The following is a 13,156-nucleotide window of genomic DNA, read 5'->3' as shown; positions in this document are numbered from 1 at the left end:
CGGCGGCGGGGGCGGGGAGAACGATCCCGCCCCCGCCACTTCCTTTTCCGCCATCCACTGGAGGCTTCGGCATGACGACGTACGACCTGATCGACGAGGCGGTGATCGACGCCCCGGCGGACGCCGTCTGGGACGCGCTCCTCGCGGAGTTCCGCGGCGGGGAGAAGTGGTGGGTCCCCGCCAACACGTTCAAGACGATCTCCGGCGCCCCCGACGAGGTCGGCGGCCTGGTGGGCGTGACCGTGCACACCAAGGGCTCCGACAAGGGCGGGCTGAAGCTGCGCTTCACCTCGCGCACGGTGGCCGTGGAGCCGGGCCGCCGCCTGGACATCGAGTACGTGGACGGGGTCTTCCGGGGTCCCAGCACCTTCCGCGTCGAACCCCTCGCGGACGGCCGCACCCGGATCTCCATGCACTTCGTCGGCACCCCGCACGGCTGGCTGAAGATCCTCTCCAAGGTCGCCGACCTGGGGGCGGAGCACTCCAAGGGCACCCTGGCGGCCTTCGAGTCGCTGGACCGCCAGCTGTCGGCGGTCCCGCGGTGACCACGGCCCCCGACCTCACGCACGAGCTGACGGTCCGCACGGACGACGGTGCCGACCTCGCCGTCACCGTCCTCGCCCCCCTGTCGGGCACCCCTTCGGCGGCCGACGTGGTCCTCGTCCACGGCTGGGCGCACGCCCGCCGGGCCTGGGGCACGGTCGCCGACCGGCTGATCCGGGCCGGCCACCGGGTGGTGCTGTACGACCAGCGCGGCCACGGCGCCTCCACCGAGGGCCGCACCCCGGTGTCGGTGGAACGCCTCGGCTCCGACCTGGCCGCGGTGCTGGCCGAGACGGGCGCCCGCGAAGCGGTGGTCGTCGGCCACTCGGGCGGCGGTTTCGCGGCCCTCTCGTACGCGACCACCTCGCCGTCGGCGAGCCGGCTGCGCGGGCTGGTGCTGCTGGGCACGGCGGCGCACGGCCAGGACACCCCGGACAGCGAAGTGAAGATGATGGGCAACCCCCTCTTCACCAAGGCCCTGCGCCGTCCGTGGCTCGGCCGCAAGCTGCTCGGCTCCACCATGGGCAAGAAGGTGGACCCCGTCGTCCTGGACGTGAACCGCCAGATGTTCGCGGCGACCCTCCCCCGAGTCCGGGCGGACTTCTTCCGCTGCACCCGCGGCTGGGACCTGCGCGGGGCCCTGGCCTCCGTCACGATCCCGGCCGTGGTCCTGCACGGCGACGGCGACAAGGTCATCGACATCGGCCTGGCCGAGATCCTCGCGAACACCCTCCCCGACGCCCGCTTCGAGAAGATCGCCGACACCGGTCACATGCTCCCGCTGGAGCGCCCGCTCCTCGCCGTCTCCGCGGTCGCCGAACTCGCCTCACGATGATCGAGGAACTCCTGCCCCCGGGCGTCACGTCTTCGGAAGCCTTCGACGACGCGGCGCCCGCTCCTCTGTTCCCGGCCGAAGCGGCCCTGATGGAGGGCCGCCGGGCGCGCCGCCGCCGCCAGTTCGCGACGGCCCGCGCCTGCGCCCGCCGCTGCCTCACCCAACTGGGCCGCAACCCCGTCCCCCTCCTGCCGGGTCCGGGCGGCGCCCCCCAGTGGCCGTCGGGCGTGGTCGGCAGCATCACCCACTGCGACGGCTACCGGGGGGCGGTGGCGGCCCGGTCCTCCTCGCTGGCCGCCCTGGGCATCGACGCGGAACCCTCGGGCCCGCTCCCCAAGGGCGTGCTGAACCTGATCACCTCCGACGAGGAGCGGGAGCACCTGTCCGACCTCGCCTCGGCCGACCCCTCCGTCCCGTGGGACCGCGTCTTCTTCTCGGCGAAGGAGGCCGCGTACAAGGCCTGGTACCCGGCCACCGGCATCTGGCTGGGCTTCCGCGACGCCACCCTCGCCCTCTCCCCCGAGGGCACCTTCAGCACCACCCTGCGGCCACCGGTGCCCCCGCCCGTGGACCCGGTGTACGAGGGCCGCTGGCTGGCCGGCCCGGACCTGATCCTGACCGCGGTGGCCCGACCGGCCCGCGCCGACCGGTAGCGAGCCCATGGGGGAGAGCCGAAAGCCGTCGATCAGCGGCGCCGTTCAGTCCCGCGGCGTCGGCCACGCCACCGTCGTCTCCACGGCCCCGGCGTAGTCGACACCCTCGACGCCCCACCCGTACAGCTCGCGGATCTGCCCCATGAACCACTCCGCTCCACCCTGCGCGCGCTCCAGCCCGGCCTCCGGGTCCGCCCACAGCTCACGCACCCGGTCCTGGACCTCGTCGTCGAGCTCCCAACCGTCCAGGCGGATACGGCCCTGTTCGTCGAGGACCAGCGGCACCGCACCCGTCAACTGCTCCCACATTTCCCCTGCCTGATCGGCCGTCGTACGGAACCCGTCTCCGACGACCGTCCGCAGGAAGGCCGTGTACAGGGCGATCGACGGGATCGCACTCGACGCCTGGGTGACGGCCGCGCCCGCGACCGCGGTGAACGCCCGGCCCGTATCCCCCAGCTCCGCGTCCAGCTGCCCGGCGGTCCGCTCCAGGTCCTCCTTCGCCGCACCGATCGTGCCCTGCCGGTAGATCGGCGCCGTCAGCTCCGAGCCGATGTACGTCAGCGCCACGGTCGTGAACCCGTCGGCCAGCAGGCCGCGCCCGGCCAGGGCCCGGACCCACAGCAGCCAGTCCGCGCCGCCCATCACCTGCTGGGTCGCGTGCCGCTCCTCGTCGCTGGCCGGCTCCAGGGACACCTGTCCCACCTTCGGCGCGTCACCGGAGAAATCCAGCGCCGGAGCCTCGTACGTCCCGCCGAGCGGCTTGATCACCGAGTGGTAGACCGTGCCGGTCACCGGGTCGGTGCGGCGTGGAGCCGCCAGGCTGTAGATCAGGTAGTCGACCTTGCCATAGCGCTCTCCCACCAGAGCCAGCACCTGCTCCTTGCCCGCTTCGGAGAACGCGTCGGTGTTGACGAACACGAAGTCACGGCCGGCATCCCGGGCCAGGGCATCGGCGGCCGCGGTGCGGTACCAACCCGCCGTGGCCGTGCGCCGCTCGGTCTCCGCGCCCTCGAAGGCGACACCCACACCGCGGATGCCGTGCTGCCGCAGCCCCGTCAGCAGCGTGGCCAGCCCGTAGCCGGCGCTGTGGCCGAGGAGCAGTACCACCGGGCTGCTGCCGTCGGCGCGTGCCGGGATCTGCTCCCACATCCGGTGCACGGTCTCAGCGGCCCCGTCCGGATGCGAGTTCACGATCAGGAAACCGCGCTGCTTCGGGTCGATGTGACGAAGGCTCACGATGCGTCCATTCCGTTCGGTACGAGCCGGGCAAGGAGGGCACGCACGTCCATGACCGTCTTCAGGCGGCCGGTGTCCTCGTCCGGGATGACGACGGTCAGGCGCTGTTCGAGATCGGTCACCAGCTCGGCCAGGGCCAGGCTGTCAATCCCAAAGTCCTGCTCCAAATGTCCGTCTTCGGGGATCGTATCGACGCCATCGCCGACGACCCGTGCCAGCGCGGCACGGAGAACATGCTCAGTCGTTGTCACCTTCAGCATTGACGATGCTCCTTCCTCATTGAGCGTCGACCGTCTCGGCGGGGCGCAGGCGTGACATCAGTGCGTCCTGCCCGATAATCGGCAGCGGCCGAGCCGCAGGCAGACCATTGACCTCGCGGTACTTGTCGCTCAGCAGGGCGCACGAGGCACAGAACCCACCACACGTCGTCTCCGTGGTGAACTCCTCCGGGACCACGCCGTGCAGGCCGGTAAGACCGCCGCCGTCCGCGATCCGCCTCAGGTAGGAGTCGTCGTTCGCCCGCTCGACGATCGTGCGCATCCCGTCGACGAAGATGTTCCCGAAGCCGAGCGATTCGGGAACGTCGAATGACGCGCACGCGTACACGCGGCCGTCCTGCTTCACCAGGCCTGAGGGCAGGATGTACGTGCCTACCGTCGGCGCGAAACAGTCGAAGCAGCGGTCCATCCACCGCTTGACCGTCGTCTCACCTGGGCGGTGCACCTTCTGCTGCTCGGGCAGTCGGTCGTTGTCCAAGTAGACGCGCATCGTGGAGTGCACCCGGTCGTGCGGGAAGTCCCCGTACGCCTTCTCGTACACCTCCATCAGTTCGTACACCTTGTGCTCGCGACTGTCCGGGCTCGCCAGCGAGGACACGGCGACGTTCAGTTCACGGTCGCTGTAGTAGCTGACCGCGTGGTGCAGGATCCGGGCGACCCACTCCAGGGGCATGGTCTGCTCACCGACGGACAGCATGATCAGGGGCACGAACAGCCGGTTGTCGAACAACCCGGCCTTCTCCAGCTTGTCGAACGTCCGCTCACAGCGGCGCCGAGCACCCCACACGCCGTTCGTGGTCAGCTTCGAGATGTCGATGCCCCGCCCGGTCACTGCCTTGATCAGCGGCATCAGCGCGTGGACGGCCACGAACGGCTCCCCGCCGGTCACAGCGGCCGACGGCAGGCCGACCGCATCGAACTCGTCGACCATGCGCATCCGCTGCTGCGGGCTCATCGTGATCCCGGAAGCGAGCGGCAGCGCGCCCATCCCGCACGACGGGCAGCTGTCGTTGCACTTCGTGGTGATCTCCAGCTCCAGGCGCAGCGGCCGGTACCGCATCCCACCCAGCCCGGCCGCCGCGAACCGGCGCTCGATCACCTCGAAGACGTCCGCGCGCTTGGCCGCGTACTTCCCCTGGAAGGGGCGGACCTCGTCGCGGCCAGCAATGAACGTGTACTGGCCTTCCTTGATCACGGCTGTCCCCCCTCATAGGGGACGGGGGCGAGGTCACGCTCGATCAGGGAGTTACCAGCGCGGTACCAGACGGCGCAGATGCCGTCGTCCGGGGTGCCGTAGAGGTTGTGGGTACTGGTGTAGAAGCCGAGGCGTGCCAGGCTCTGGCGGCTGACCGGCGTCTTGTGGGTGGGGTCAAGAGCGAGGACGTCGACAGTGTCCGGATTCGGGGTGGTGATCACCACCCCGAGTGCGGCGCTGTCCTGGAGTACGCGCACGAGCCGTTCCGGATCGGCGAGGTGCTCGATGACCTCCAAGCACGCCATCCAGTCGAAGCGCATCGGTGGCTGCCAGGTCTCAAGGTCAACGTCGCTGGTCCACCGGTCCACTGCCAGGTACCGGCCCCGCCAGCCGTGCTCGGTGCGCAGGCACACATCCAACTCGGTGTGCCCGGCTCCGATGTCGGCGACGCTGTGCCGGTCGCACAGGCCGCCCGTCCTCATGCGGTCCGCCGCGATCTGGTAGCGGGCAGCCCGCTCCAGGTAGGTGCGGCGGACGAACTTCTCGACCGGCACCGGTGCGGGATACGGGCGGTGCGGGAGTGGAGGTGCTGGCATGGTCTCTCCTCGTGCTGGATTGTGGCGATGCCGCAGGCCTGCCCGGCGGCGGGGTCAGGAGGTCACCTTGCGGATGTCCCGTATCAGCGCTTGGCGTTCGCGGCCGGACGGCAGGCGGACCCACACATACGCGTGATCGGCGTCGATGCCGTCCCACCCGGAGCCGACCTGGACGATGTGGCCGATGATCTCCACCGGCTTCTCGCTGACGCGGTCCCCGGGCTGGACGTAGGAGGTGCCGGTGACCAGATCTCCGACGGCGTAAGGCGCACGGCGGCCATGTGTAGGGCTGGAGCTCACCCGTCCCCCTCTACGACGACGTCACCTTCGCTGTCGCCGTCACTGTCGTTGTGGAAGATCCCTTCGGAGTCGTCCCACCGGGCGATGAAGGCGGCGAGCCCATGCTCGGCCCGGGCGAGCGTGCGGGCCGAGAGCGTGTCTCCGGGAGCTCGAAGGCGGATCCCGGGTGTGCGGGCCGTGGACTCGTTGCTGCGGGTGTGCATGGCGTTCCTCCGGCTCCTGGCGGTCAAGGTGCGGTCTGGGAGTGGACGGGCCGCACCCGCCGAGGTGTGTGCAATGGGTAGTCAACGCGTCACGGCCGGTCGGGTCGCCGGGGCGGCCGGACTTTGCGCCGGACTTTCCTCTCGCCGTCCCACTGAAAGTCGGGGAGCTTCCCTCTACCGTGCGGGGAAGGGGCCATGCCAGCACCTCACGAGGGGGCCATATGCCCGAACACCCGGAGCCAGCAACACCATTCGCCGACCTCGTCGACGGGTTCGGGTGGCGGTCGCCCGCAGAGTTCATCCGTGTGTACGCGGCGGTCGCCACCCGGATCGGGGAGCGCAACGATGTCACGGACCGGCAGGTCAGACGGTGGCGGGCGCCGTCCCCACCCTGTCCGCAGCCCGGCCGTCAGCGAGTCTTGGAGGCGATGCTCGGCGTCCCGTTGGAACAGTGCGGGTTCCGCGTACCGGCGCACCGCCGCAACCCCGTGACCGTCCCCGTGCCGGTGCACGGCCCCATCCCCGAGCTTCGCGAAAGGCGGCCCGACCCCGTGGAGCGCAGAACCATCCTCGCCGCCGTGGGCGGCGCCGCCCTCGGTATCGCCGGGACAGGGGCGCCCGTCCCGGCCGCCGCGTACGACGGTCCCCGTGTCGGCACCGACACCGTCACCGACCTGCGAGCCGGCCTCAGCGGCCTGTACGGGCTCGACGACCGCTTCGGCGGGGCGACCGTCGGCCCGCTCGCTGCCGCGCACCTCTCCCGCGTCCAGCGGCTCATCGACACCGGCCGGTATCCCGAGACGATCGGCCGACAACTGCGTCTGATCGGCGGGGAAACCGCCGAGCACGTCGGCTGGCTGGCCTTCGACGCGGGCGACCACGCCCGCGCCCGCCGATACTGGACCCAAGCCCGGGACACCGCGACCGAGCTGCGCGACGACAGTCTCGCCGTCCTGGTCCTCGCTTCCCTCTCCCTCCTGGAACTGCGCGAGGAGCAGCCCCACGACGGTCTCGACCACGCCAGGCGGGCCGCAGCACTCGCGGCCCCGTGGGCTCCTCCGGCGCTCATGTCGATCCTCGCCACCCGCGAGGCGAGGGCGCTGGCGATGCTCGGCGACTCCGCGTCCGCGCGCACCACCCTCGCCAGCGCCGCCCGCCTCTCCGAGCAGGATCGAGGCAGCCGCCCGGCCCCCGACTGGACGCTCTTCCACGGACCTGCCGAACTCGCGGCAGCACAGGCCGAACTGTTCACCGCCGCCGGCCACCACAAAGCCGCCGTGACCTGGCTGCGCCGTTCTCTGGAACGGCAAGAGGTCACCTACGCCCGCAACGAAGCCCTGCACCGCGGCCGCCTCGCCGGCGCCCTCGCCCGCTCCGGCGAGGCCGACGAAGCAGCCCACCACATCCAGCAGGGCGAGGCCCTGCTCACCGAGGTCTCCTCCGGCCGGGCCCGGGAAGGACTGGCCGTTGCCCGCCGCGAACTCGACCGCATCCGCCCCACTCGATGAGGACACCGTGCGCTACACCCTGATCACCGACCCCGCCCACGCCGGATTCGCACTCAACGACATCGCGCCCGTCTACGAGGCCGTCTTCGCCGAACCTCCGTACCTGGAGGGGCCTCGCGACCTTGCACTGTTCCTGGAGACCTACCAGTACGAGCACAAGACACCCGGCTTCCGCCTCGTCCTCGCCCGCACCGGCGAAGGGGAGCTGACCGGGTTCGCGTACGGGCTCCCGCTCGGATCCACGACCGGATGGTGGGACAGCTTCCTGGACGCGACCCCCGCAGCCGAGTTCACCCGAGAGGACGGCCAGCGCACTTTCGTCATCAAAGAACTCGCCGTCCTGGCCGACCAGCGCGGGCAGGGCATCGGCACGCAACTCCACGCCGATCTGCTGGACGGGCTCTCCGCGGAGCGGGCCACCCTCACCGTCCGTCCTGAAGCCCCGGCCGCCGCCTGGTACGAACGGCACGGGTACGAACTCGTGGGGCACACCCGGCCGTGGGACGGCGCACCGGTCTACCGGACGTTGGTGAAGGCGCTTCCCGCCTGAGCCGTCAGTCGTCGTCCACTGGCCGGACGGTTCGGCGGCGCCGCGCCGCGATATTGCCGGTCTTCCGGGGTGCCCGCGCGCGGTCGTCCGGAACGATCTCCGGGGCGGTCAGCGCGGCCGTGATCATCTCCCGCATCTCCGGGTGCAGCGTGAAGTAGTACCGGGCGTTGATCCGGGCTGCGCCGCCCGGCTCCCTCAGAACGAGCCTGAGGGTTTCGAGGCGGGCCAGCGCGTCGTAGACGGTGGAGACGCTGAGCTCGCAGCCGTCGGCCACCTCCTCGACGGGGGCGACGATGTGCGCGAACAGGGCGCCGTGGTCCTCCATCCAGGCGAGGACGCTGCGCTGCGCGGCGGAGAGGTTGAGGGTGTAGAGCGGAGGGCAGGTGAGCTCACGGTCCGGGTCGAAGGCGGGAGTGCTCATCGGTTCCCTCCGGTGGCGGATCTGGGGCTGCTCTGGGCGGCCTCGTCGGAAGTCTTCGGCTTGGCCACGGTGACGTTGGCCTTCGCGTCGGGGGTGATGCGCGGCGGGTCCATCCTGCGACAGGCGGCGAGCTGCGCTGTACTGGCCCCTTCCCAATAGCGGATGGGGTTGAGTTGGTAGGCGCCGGCGCGGGGGCTGGCCTTGACCAGGAGGCCGATCTTGACGAGGCGGGTGAGGGACCGTTTGGCGGTGCTCTCGTTGGCACCGATGTCGTCGCCCAGCTCCCCCGGCTTGACCGCGACCATGCCTGCCGCGCCGCCGTTCTCCTTGAACCAGTCCAGGATCGCCCACTCCGCTGCGGTGAGGCCGAGGCGGTAGAGGGGGACTTCGGCTCCCTTGCTCTGCATGGTGTAGCCCTTCCCCTCGAACTGGTGGGGCGCACGCGGTGTCGGAATGACAACCTCGCCGGTGGCTTGGTCCACAAGGACCAAGCCCCTGCTCCTACCTGCCGTCATCGCTGCCCCCGTCCCTGCGCCTAAGGGAGCATTTTTAGCCCCTTAGCTCCGAAGAACCGCCCCTTACGCCCTCAACTTTACTGTTCCAAATTCGAAGAACAGCCCCTTATGTCGCGTACCCTTCAACATCCCCGGCCGCTTAACGGGCTATTTTTCGCCCTCTAACGGGCTATTTTTAGCCCCTTAGCCTCACGTTGTCGCAGGTCAGGCGCACAGTCCCCTTCTTACTAAAACGCGCGCCACCGCGTCGGCCTCCGCCCCCACCATCCAGCCGACCGTCTTCACGGTGCGGCCCACTGGGGGCGCTGCCGGGTATGGCAGGCAGCGGAAGGGGCCCAGCTCGCCGTCCTCTGCCCGGTTACGGGGCACGCGGCAGGGTGTGGTCCCGCCGGGCCCCGGGGGCCCGGCGCGCCCCCACTGGGTTCGCGTCCGCCATCGGCGGACGCGGGCTCCTGGCGGGCTCAAAGGCCAGCAGCGTGGTTGATCAGAGTGGTGGGCTGAGCGAGCCCCGAACGCCCGGAATTGCGGCTGCGGGCTTCGTCTGGGCGCACCTTCTATGGCTGGGGTCGTCAAGGTGGGGCAGGGGTCACGCGCCCATCGATAGAACAGCTTCGTCGGCAGCCGGTGTTCAGGCCCGCGCGCAACCGCCCCCTGCCCTCGCGGGCGGCCCTTGGGTCATCTCGGGCGGTGCGCTCCGGCAGTTGGCACAGGGCCGCCCGCTAAGACCCGAACCGCCCACCGCGGCCGGGTGGTGCCCGCCACCCGCCCTCAGGACCCGGGCAGCACCACCGTGCGCGGGGGCTGGGCGGCCTCCGGTGCGGCGGCCGGCCCGGCGCCGCTGCGGAACTCCTGGGGGCTGACCCCCCGCACCCGCTTGAAGGCCGTCGAGAGGGCGAAGGCCGAGCCGTAGCCCACGCGCCGGGCCACCGTCGCGACCGTGGCGTCCGGTTCGCGCAGCAGGTCGGAGGCGAGCGCGAGCCGCCAGCCGGTCAGGTAGGCCACCGGCGCCTCGCCGACGACCTCGGTGAACCGGCGGGCCAGCGAGGCCCGCGAGACCCCCACCTTCAGGGCGAGTTCGGCGACGGTCCAGCCGTACGCCGGGTTCTCGTGCAGCAGCCGCAGCGCGGGGCCGACCACCGGGTCGCTCTGGGCCCGGTACCAGGCGGGCGCACCGCTGCCGGGCGCCGCCAGCCAGGTCCGCAGGACCCCGATCAGCAGCAGGTCCAGGAGCCGGTCCAGGACGATCTCCTGGCCCGGCTCGTCCTTGGAGATCTCCGAGGTCAGCAGGGTGACCAGGGTGTTGTCGGCGGCCTCGGCCGGCCGGACGAGGATGGTCGGCAGCGCGTTCAGCAGCCGCCTGCCGATCTCGCTGGGAGCCTGGTAGGTGCCGCTGAGCATGACCGCCGAGCCGGCGTCCTGGAAGCCCGCGCCCCAGGTGCGTACGCCGAGCGCCATGGTTTCGGTGACGTCCTCGCCGTCCTGCGTGCTGCACCGCTGCTCCGGGCCGACGGTGATCTGGACCGGCGTGTCCGGGGTGTCGGCGACCGTGTAGCACTCCGGGCCCCGTACGACGGCCACGTCGCCCGGCCGGATCCGCACCGGTTCCCCGTGGTCGGGGATGAGCCAGGCGTCGCCGTGCACCATCGTGACGACGGACAGCGGGGCCCGGTCCTCGACGCGCAGCGACCAGGGCGGGTTGAAGACGGACTTGAGGAGGAAGGCCCCGCGGGCCTTGGGCCCTTCCAGCAGGCCGGTCAGCGTGTCCATGCGTACGTCCTTTCCGGGCTCTCCGGGCTCTCCGGGCTCTCCGCGCTTTCCGAACCGTCCACGGGCACCCCGAAGCGCCCGCTCTGCCGCGGGGGACGGAGAGAGAGCGGGCGCCGTTCACGGGGGTGGAACCGGTGGTGCACCAGGCTGCCTACGCCGCCGACGCGCGGCCGTGCAGGGTCAGTACGCGGCCCAGCGCGGCGAGGGCCGCCGTACAGGCCACCGTGCGCACGACGTTGCCGGAGGTCCAGCGGCCGCCGAAGCGGGTGCGGGCGGCCGAGACGTCGGCCCCGGCCCGGGCGAGCTGGTTGTTGAGGGGGATGTTCACGATCGCCGTCACGAGCAGCGACAGGCCGTACAGCGCGAAGGCCACCCAGCCCCAGCGCGCCGCGTCGGGCCGCCCGCCGCGCTGCTGCTGCGCGGCCGCGACACCGGTCGCGAGGAAGGCGCCCAGGAACAGCAGGCCGAACAGGCCGTTGTCGATGGCCTCGTTCATGTTCCGCATCGCGGTCACGTACGTCTGGTCGTCACCGCGGCCGAGGCCCGGCATCACCGAGATGTCGAAGGCGAAGTAGAGGCCGGCCATCAGGCCGGTGCCCACCGTCGCCGCCACCAGGGTCACGGATTGCGTCGTCGTGCTGGTCACTTCAGGATTCCCTTCAGCGTGCGCTCGTACCGCCTCTTCAACAGCGTCGCACCGATCAGCCGGACGGGGGGCGGAATCGTCTCGGAGACGTAGGCGACGGAGCGGCTGCCCGCGCCGTCGAACATCCACGGCTGGAGGTACGTCATCACGCGCATGGGGGCGCTGGAGATCAGCTTGCGCTCCTCGGCCAGGTAGGCGCGTTCACCGAGCCTGTCGAAGACCGGGAAGACGACCCGCTCCTCGTCGCGCAGGTGGTCGCGCAGCACGCCCTCGAAGGTCGTAGCGGCCCGGACCAGGTCCTCGCCGCGGCGGGCGATCGCCGTCGACACGGCCGCCATGGCCGCGTCCAGTTCCTCGTGGTCCTCGTGCAGTTCGCGTGCCTGCGCGTCGAAGTCGGCGTCCCGGCGGCGCAGTCCCGGCCACAGGACGTCGTCCTCGCTGATGTGGTGCCATTCGACGACCTCGCGGAACTTCTGCCACCACTCGGCTCCCGAACCGTTCCACGCGGGGGCGGCGGCGCGCAGGCGGGCCGCGTCGCGACGCATCGCGATGTGCATCAGGGCGAAGCCGTGGAAGTGCGGGGGTAGTGATTCCAGTCCGTGTTCACTGGAGAACGACTTGGGAGTGGGCACAGGAGCCTCCTGCCGGTCGGTCATGCGCGGTGCGTGGTCGTACGTGATGCGCGGGCGCTTCCCCGAAGGCCCTGCGTACCGGGCGGCGGCCGTACCAGAGTCGCCGCCCGGCAGGCGGGCACGAAGGGGATCTGCTCGCGCGGAGCGGGTCAGACGTTCCAGACCCCGCTGGCGGCCGCCTCGCGGGCGAACTCCGCGAAGTCCTTGGGCTTGCGGCCCAGGGCCTCCTCGACACCGTGCACCAGGTGCGCGTTGCGCCCGTCGAGGATCATGGTGAAGAGGTCGGCGAACTCCTCCGGGAGGTCGTTCTCCCGCAGGACCGCGCGGTACTCCTCGTTGGTGACGGAGATGTACTTGATCTCGCGCCCGGTGGCCTTCGACAGCTCCGCCGCGACGTCCGTGTAGCTGAGCAGGCGCGGGCCGGACAGCTCGTAGGTCTTGCCGATGTGCTTGTCGTCGGTCAGCGCGGCCACCACGACGTCCGCGATGTCGTCGGCGTCGACGAAGGCCTCCACGGCGTCCCCGGTCGGCAGGGCGATCTCGCCGGCCAGGACGGGCTCCAGGAAGAAGCTCTCGGAGAAGTTCTGGTTGAACCAGCTGGCGCGGACGATGGTCCAGTCGGCACCGGAAGCCTTCAGGTTCTCCTCGCTGACCTCCGCGGCCTCCTCACCGCGGCCGGACAGCAGCACCAGACGGCGCGCACCGTTCGCGACGGCCACCTTGGAGAATTCGGCGACCTGCTCGGCGGCACCGGGGAAGGCGAGGTCGGGGAAGTAGGTGACGTACACCCGGTCGACACCCTCGAGCGCCGGAACCCAGGTGGAGGGTTCGTGCCAGTCGAAGGCGGGCACACCGCTGCGGGAACCGATCCGGACCTCTCGGCCCTGGGCGGAGAGCTTGTCGGCAACGCGGCGGCCGGTCTTGCCGTTTCCGCCGATGACGAGGGTGATGTTCGTGTTCTGAGTCATGAGTACAGTCAATTCCAGTCTCGTGAGACGGGCCATAGCCACAAAGCTCAGTTCCATGTGCGTGCGTCTACGAGTGGTCCGCTCGGAGCACGACCGGGAAAGTGCGGCTTCGGTATGAGCCCGAGAATCGTAGGCACGCGCCGGGGGGCCCGGCCAGGTCGTCCCGAGCGGTTCTCGACCCCGTGTGCACCTGCCTTCGAGCGGTTCTCGAGCACCCCCGGACGCACCCCCCACGAGCCCCTGACCTGCCCCTGACCCGCCCCCGACCGGTCCTGTACGGCAGGACTTGAGCGTTCCTCCGGCGCCG

Annotated in this window: 17 protein-coding genes; 5 read left to right on the top strand and 12 right to left on the bottom strand. The window is 70.9% G+C overall.

What is annotated here, in order from left to right; all coding sequences use genetic code 11:
• The first annotated feature begins 71 nt into the window (after positions 1 to 71).
• The 3 genes from ACIGFK_RS36550 to ACIGFK_RS36540 are packed head-to-tail and all read left to right on the top strand — an operon-like array spanning position 72 to position 2,031.
• Positions 72 to 545, top strand: a complete 474-nt coding sequence (locus ACIGFK_RS36550) for an SRPBCC family protein (RefSeq protein WP_376657916.1) — start codon at positions 72 to 74, stop codon at positions 543 to 545.
• Positions 542 to 1,378: an alpha/beta fold hydrolase gene (locus ACIGFK_RS36545; protein WP_376657915.1), complete on the top strand. Its 837-nt coding sequence runs from the start codon at positions 542 to 544 to the stop codon at positions 1,376 to 1,378. The genes ACIGFK_RS36550 and ACIGFK_RS36545 overlap by 4 nt, the downstream gene beginning before the upstream one ends.
• Positions 1,375 to 2,031, top strand: coding sequence for a 4'-phosphopantetheinyl transferase (locus ACIGFK_RS36540; RefSeq protein WP_400055316.1), 657 nt, complete (start codon positions 1,375 to 1,377; stop codon positions 2,029 to 2,031). The genes ACIGFK_RS36545 and ACIGFK_RS36540 overlap by 4 nt, the downstream gene beginning before the upstream one ends.
• A 45-nt stretch (positions 2,032 to 2,076) precedes the next feature.
• Here ACIGFK_RS36540 and ACIGFK_RS36535 read toward each other — a convergent pair whose 3' ends face one another.
• From ACIGFK_RS36535 to ACIGFK_RS36510, 6 genes are read right to left on the bottom strand one after another with little or no spacing between them, the layout of a single operon-like run.
• Positions 2,077 to 3,270 carry an enoyl-[acyl-carrier-protein] reductase FabV gene (locus ACIGFK_RS36535; protein ID WP_400055314.1) on the bottom strand — a complete coding sequence of 398 codons (1,194 nt, stop codon included), beginning with the start codon at positions 3,268 to 3,270 and terminating at the stop codon, positions 2,077 to 2,079.
• A complete protein-coding gene (locus ACIGFK_RS36530; protein WP_376657912.1) occupies positions 3,267 to 3,530 on the bottom strand; it encodes an acyl carrier protein in 264 nt (87 codons plus the stop codon). Before ACIGFK_RS36530 ends, ACIGFK_RS36535 begins: the two co-directional genes overlap by 4 nt.
• 16 nt (positions 3,531 to 3,546) lie before the next feature.
• Positions 3,547 to 4,743, bottom strand: coding sequence for a hypothetical protein (locus tag ACIGFK_RS36525; protein WP_376657911.1), 1,197 nt, complete (start codon positions 4,741 to 4,743; stop codon positions 3,547 to 3,549).
• Entirely contained in the window at positions 4,740 to 5,339 is a 600-nt protein-coding gene (locus ACIGFK_RS36520) for a hypothetical protein (RefSeq protein WP_376657910.1), read from the bottom strand. Before ACIGFK_RS36520 ends, ACIGFK_RS36525 begins: the two co-directional genes overlap by 4 nt.
• A gap of 54 nt (positions 5,340 to 5,393) precedes the next feature.
• Complete coding sequence (locus tag ACIGFK_RS36515) at positions 5,394 to 5,639, bottom strand: hypothetical protein (protein WP_376657909.1); 246 nt, start codon at positions 5,637 to 5,639, stop codon at positions 5,394 to 5,396.
• Positions 5,636 to 5,842, bottom strand: a complete 207-nt coding sequence (locus tag ACIGFK_RS36510) for a hypothetical protein (protein WP_376657908.1) — start codon at positions 5,840 to 5,842, stop codon at positions 5,636 to 5,638. The genes ACIGFK_RS36515 and ACIGFK_RS36510 overlap by 4 nt, the downstream gene beginning before the upstream one ends.
• Positions 5,843 to 6,393: 551 nt before the next feature.
• Here ACIGFK_RS36510 and ACIGFK_RS36505 point away from each other — a divergent pair.
• Positions 6,394 to 7,350 carry a hypothetical protein gene (locus ACIGFK_RS36505; RefSeq protein WP_400055311.1) on the top strand — a complete coding sequence of 319 codons (957 nt, stop codon included), beginning with the start codon at positions 6,394 to 6,396 and terminating at the stop codon, positions 7,348 to 7,350.
• Positions 7,351 to 7,357: 7 nt separating this feature from the next.
• A complete protein-coding gene (locus tag ACIGFK_RS36500) occupies positions 7,358 to 7,900 on the top strand; it encodes a GNAT family N-acetyltransferase (RefSeq protein WP_376657906.1) in 543 nt (180 codons plus the stop codon).
• Between the two features lie 4 nt (positions 7,901 to 7,904).
• Here the strand turns inward: ACIGFK_RS36500 and ACIGFK_RS36495 are convergent, their stop codons facing one another.
• The 6 genes from ACIGFK_RS36495 to ACIGFK_RS36470 form a co-directional block, all read right to left on the bottom strand.
• Positions 7,905 to 8,321: a MarR family transcriptional regulator gene (locus ACIGFK_RS36495; protein WP_400055309.1), complete on the bottom strand. Its 417-nt coding sequence runs from the start codon at positions 8,319 to 8,321 to the stop codon at positions 7,905 to 7,907.
• Positions 8,318 to 8,728, bottom strand: coding sequence for a MarR family transcriptional regulator (locus ACIGFK_RS36490; protein ID WP_400055307.1), 411 nt, complete (start codon positions 8,726 to 8,728; stop codon positions 8,318 to 8,320). The genes ACIGFK_RS36495 and ACIGFK_RS36490 overlap by 4 nt, the downstream gene beginning before the upstream one ends.
• A gap of 876 nt (positions 8,729 to 9,604) precedes the next feature.
• Positions 9,605 to 10,603 carry an AraC family transcriptional regulator gene (locus tag ACIGFK_RS36485; protein WP_400055305.1) on the bottom strand — a complete coding sequence of 333 codons (999 nt, stop codon included), beginning with the start codon at positions 10,601 to 10,603 and terminating at the stop codon, positions 9,605 to 9,607.
• Positions 10,604 to 10,754: 151 nt separating this feature from the next.
• Positions 10,755 to 11,249, bottom strand: coding sequence for a DUF1772 domain-containing protein (locus ACIGFK_RS36480; protein ID WP_376657902.1), 495 nt, complete (start codon positions 11,247 to 11,249; stop codon positions 10,755 to 10,757).
• Positions 11,246 to 11,881 (bottom strand): hemerythrin domain-containing protein, encoded by a 636-nt coding sequence (locus ACIGFK_RS36475; RefSeq protein ID WP_376657901.1) that lies wholly within the window; start codon positions 11,879 to 11,881, stop codon positions 11,246 to 11,248. The genes ACIGFK_RS36480 and ACIGFK_RS36475 overlap by 4 nt, the downstream gene beginning before the upstream one ends.
• A gap of 149 nt (positions 11,882 to 12,030) precedes the next feature.
• On the bottom strand, positions 12,031 to 12,849 hold the full coding sequence (locus ACIGFK_RS36470; protein ID WP_376657900.1) for an NAD(P)H-binding protein: 819 nt from the start codon (positions 12,847 to 12,849) through the stop codon (positions 12,031 to 12,033).
• Between the last annotated feature and the right edge of the window lie 307 nt (positions 12,850 to 13,156).

The organism is Streptomyces sp. NPDC085524 (assembly GCF_044541755.1).
GTDB lineage: Bacteria > Actinomycetota > Actinomycetes > Streptomycetales > Streptomycetaceae > Streptomyces.
The sequence above is the reverse complement of the archived record's forward strand: the minus strand, read 5'-3'. Positions and strand labels throughout refer to the sequence as shown.

Excerpts from the sequence above, each read along its gene's own strand:
- ACIGFK_RS36550 (WP_376657916.1), top strand. The coding sequence starts at position 72 with ATGACGACGTACGACCTGATCGACGAGGCGGTGATCGACGCCCCGGCG.
- ACIGFK_RS36470 (WP_376657900.1), bottom strand. The coding sequence starts at position 12,849 with ATGACTCAGAACACGAACATCACCCTCGTCATCGGCGGAAACGGCAAG.
- ACIGFK_RS36520 (WP_376657910.1), bottom strand. The coding sequence starts at position 5,339 with ATGCCAGCACCTCCACTCCCGCACCGCCCGTATCCCGCACCGGTGCCG.
- ACIGFK_RS36495 (WP_400055309.1), bottom strand. The coding sequence starts at position 8,321 with ATGAGCACTCCCGCCTTCGACCCGGACCGTGAGCTCACCTGCCCTCCG.
- ACIGFK_RS36510 (WP_376657908.1), bottom strand. The coding sequence starts at position 5,842 with ATGCACACCCGCAGCAACGAGTCCACGGCCCGCACACCCGGGATCCGC.
- ACIGFK_RS36490 (WP_400055307.1), bottom strand. The coding sequence starts at position 8,728 with ATGCAGAGCAAGGGAGCCGAAGTCCCCCTCTACCGCCTCGGCCTCACC.
- ACIGFK_RS36530 (WP_376657912.1), bottom strand. The coding sequence starts at position 3,530 with ATGCTGAAGGTGACAACGACTGAGCATGTTCTCCGTGCCGCGCTGGCA.
- ACIGFK_RS36540 (WP_400055316.1), top strand. The coding sequence starts at position 1,375 with ATGATCGAGGAACTCCTGCCCCCGGGCGTCACGTCTTCGGAAGCCTTC.
- ACIGFK_RS36485 (WP_400055305.1), bottom strand. The coding sequence starts at position 10,603 with ATGGACACGCTGACCGGCCTGCTGGAAGGGCCCAAGGCCCGCGGGGCC.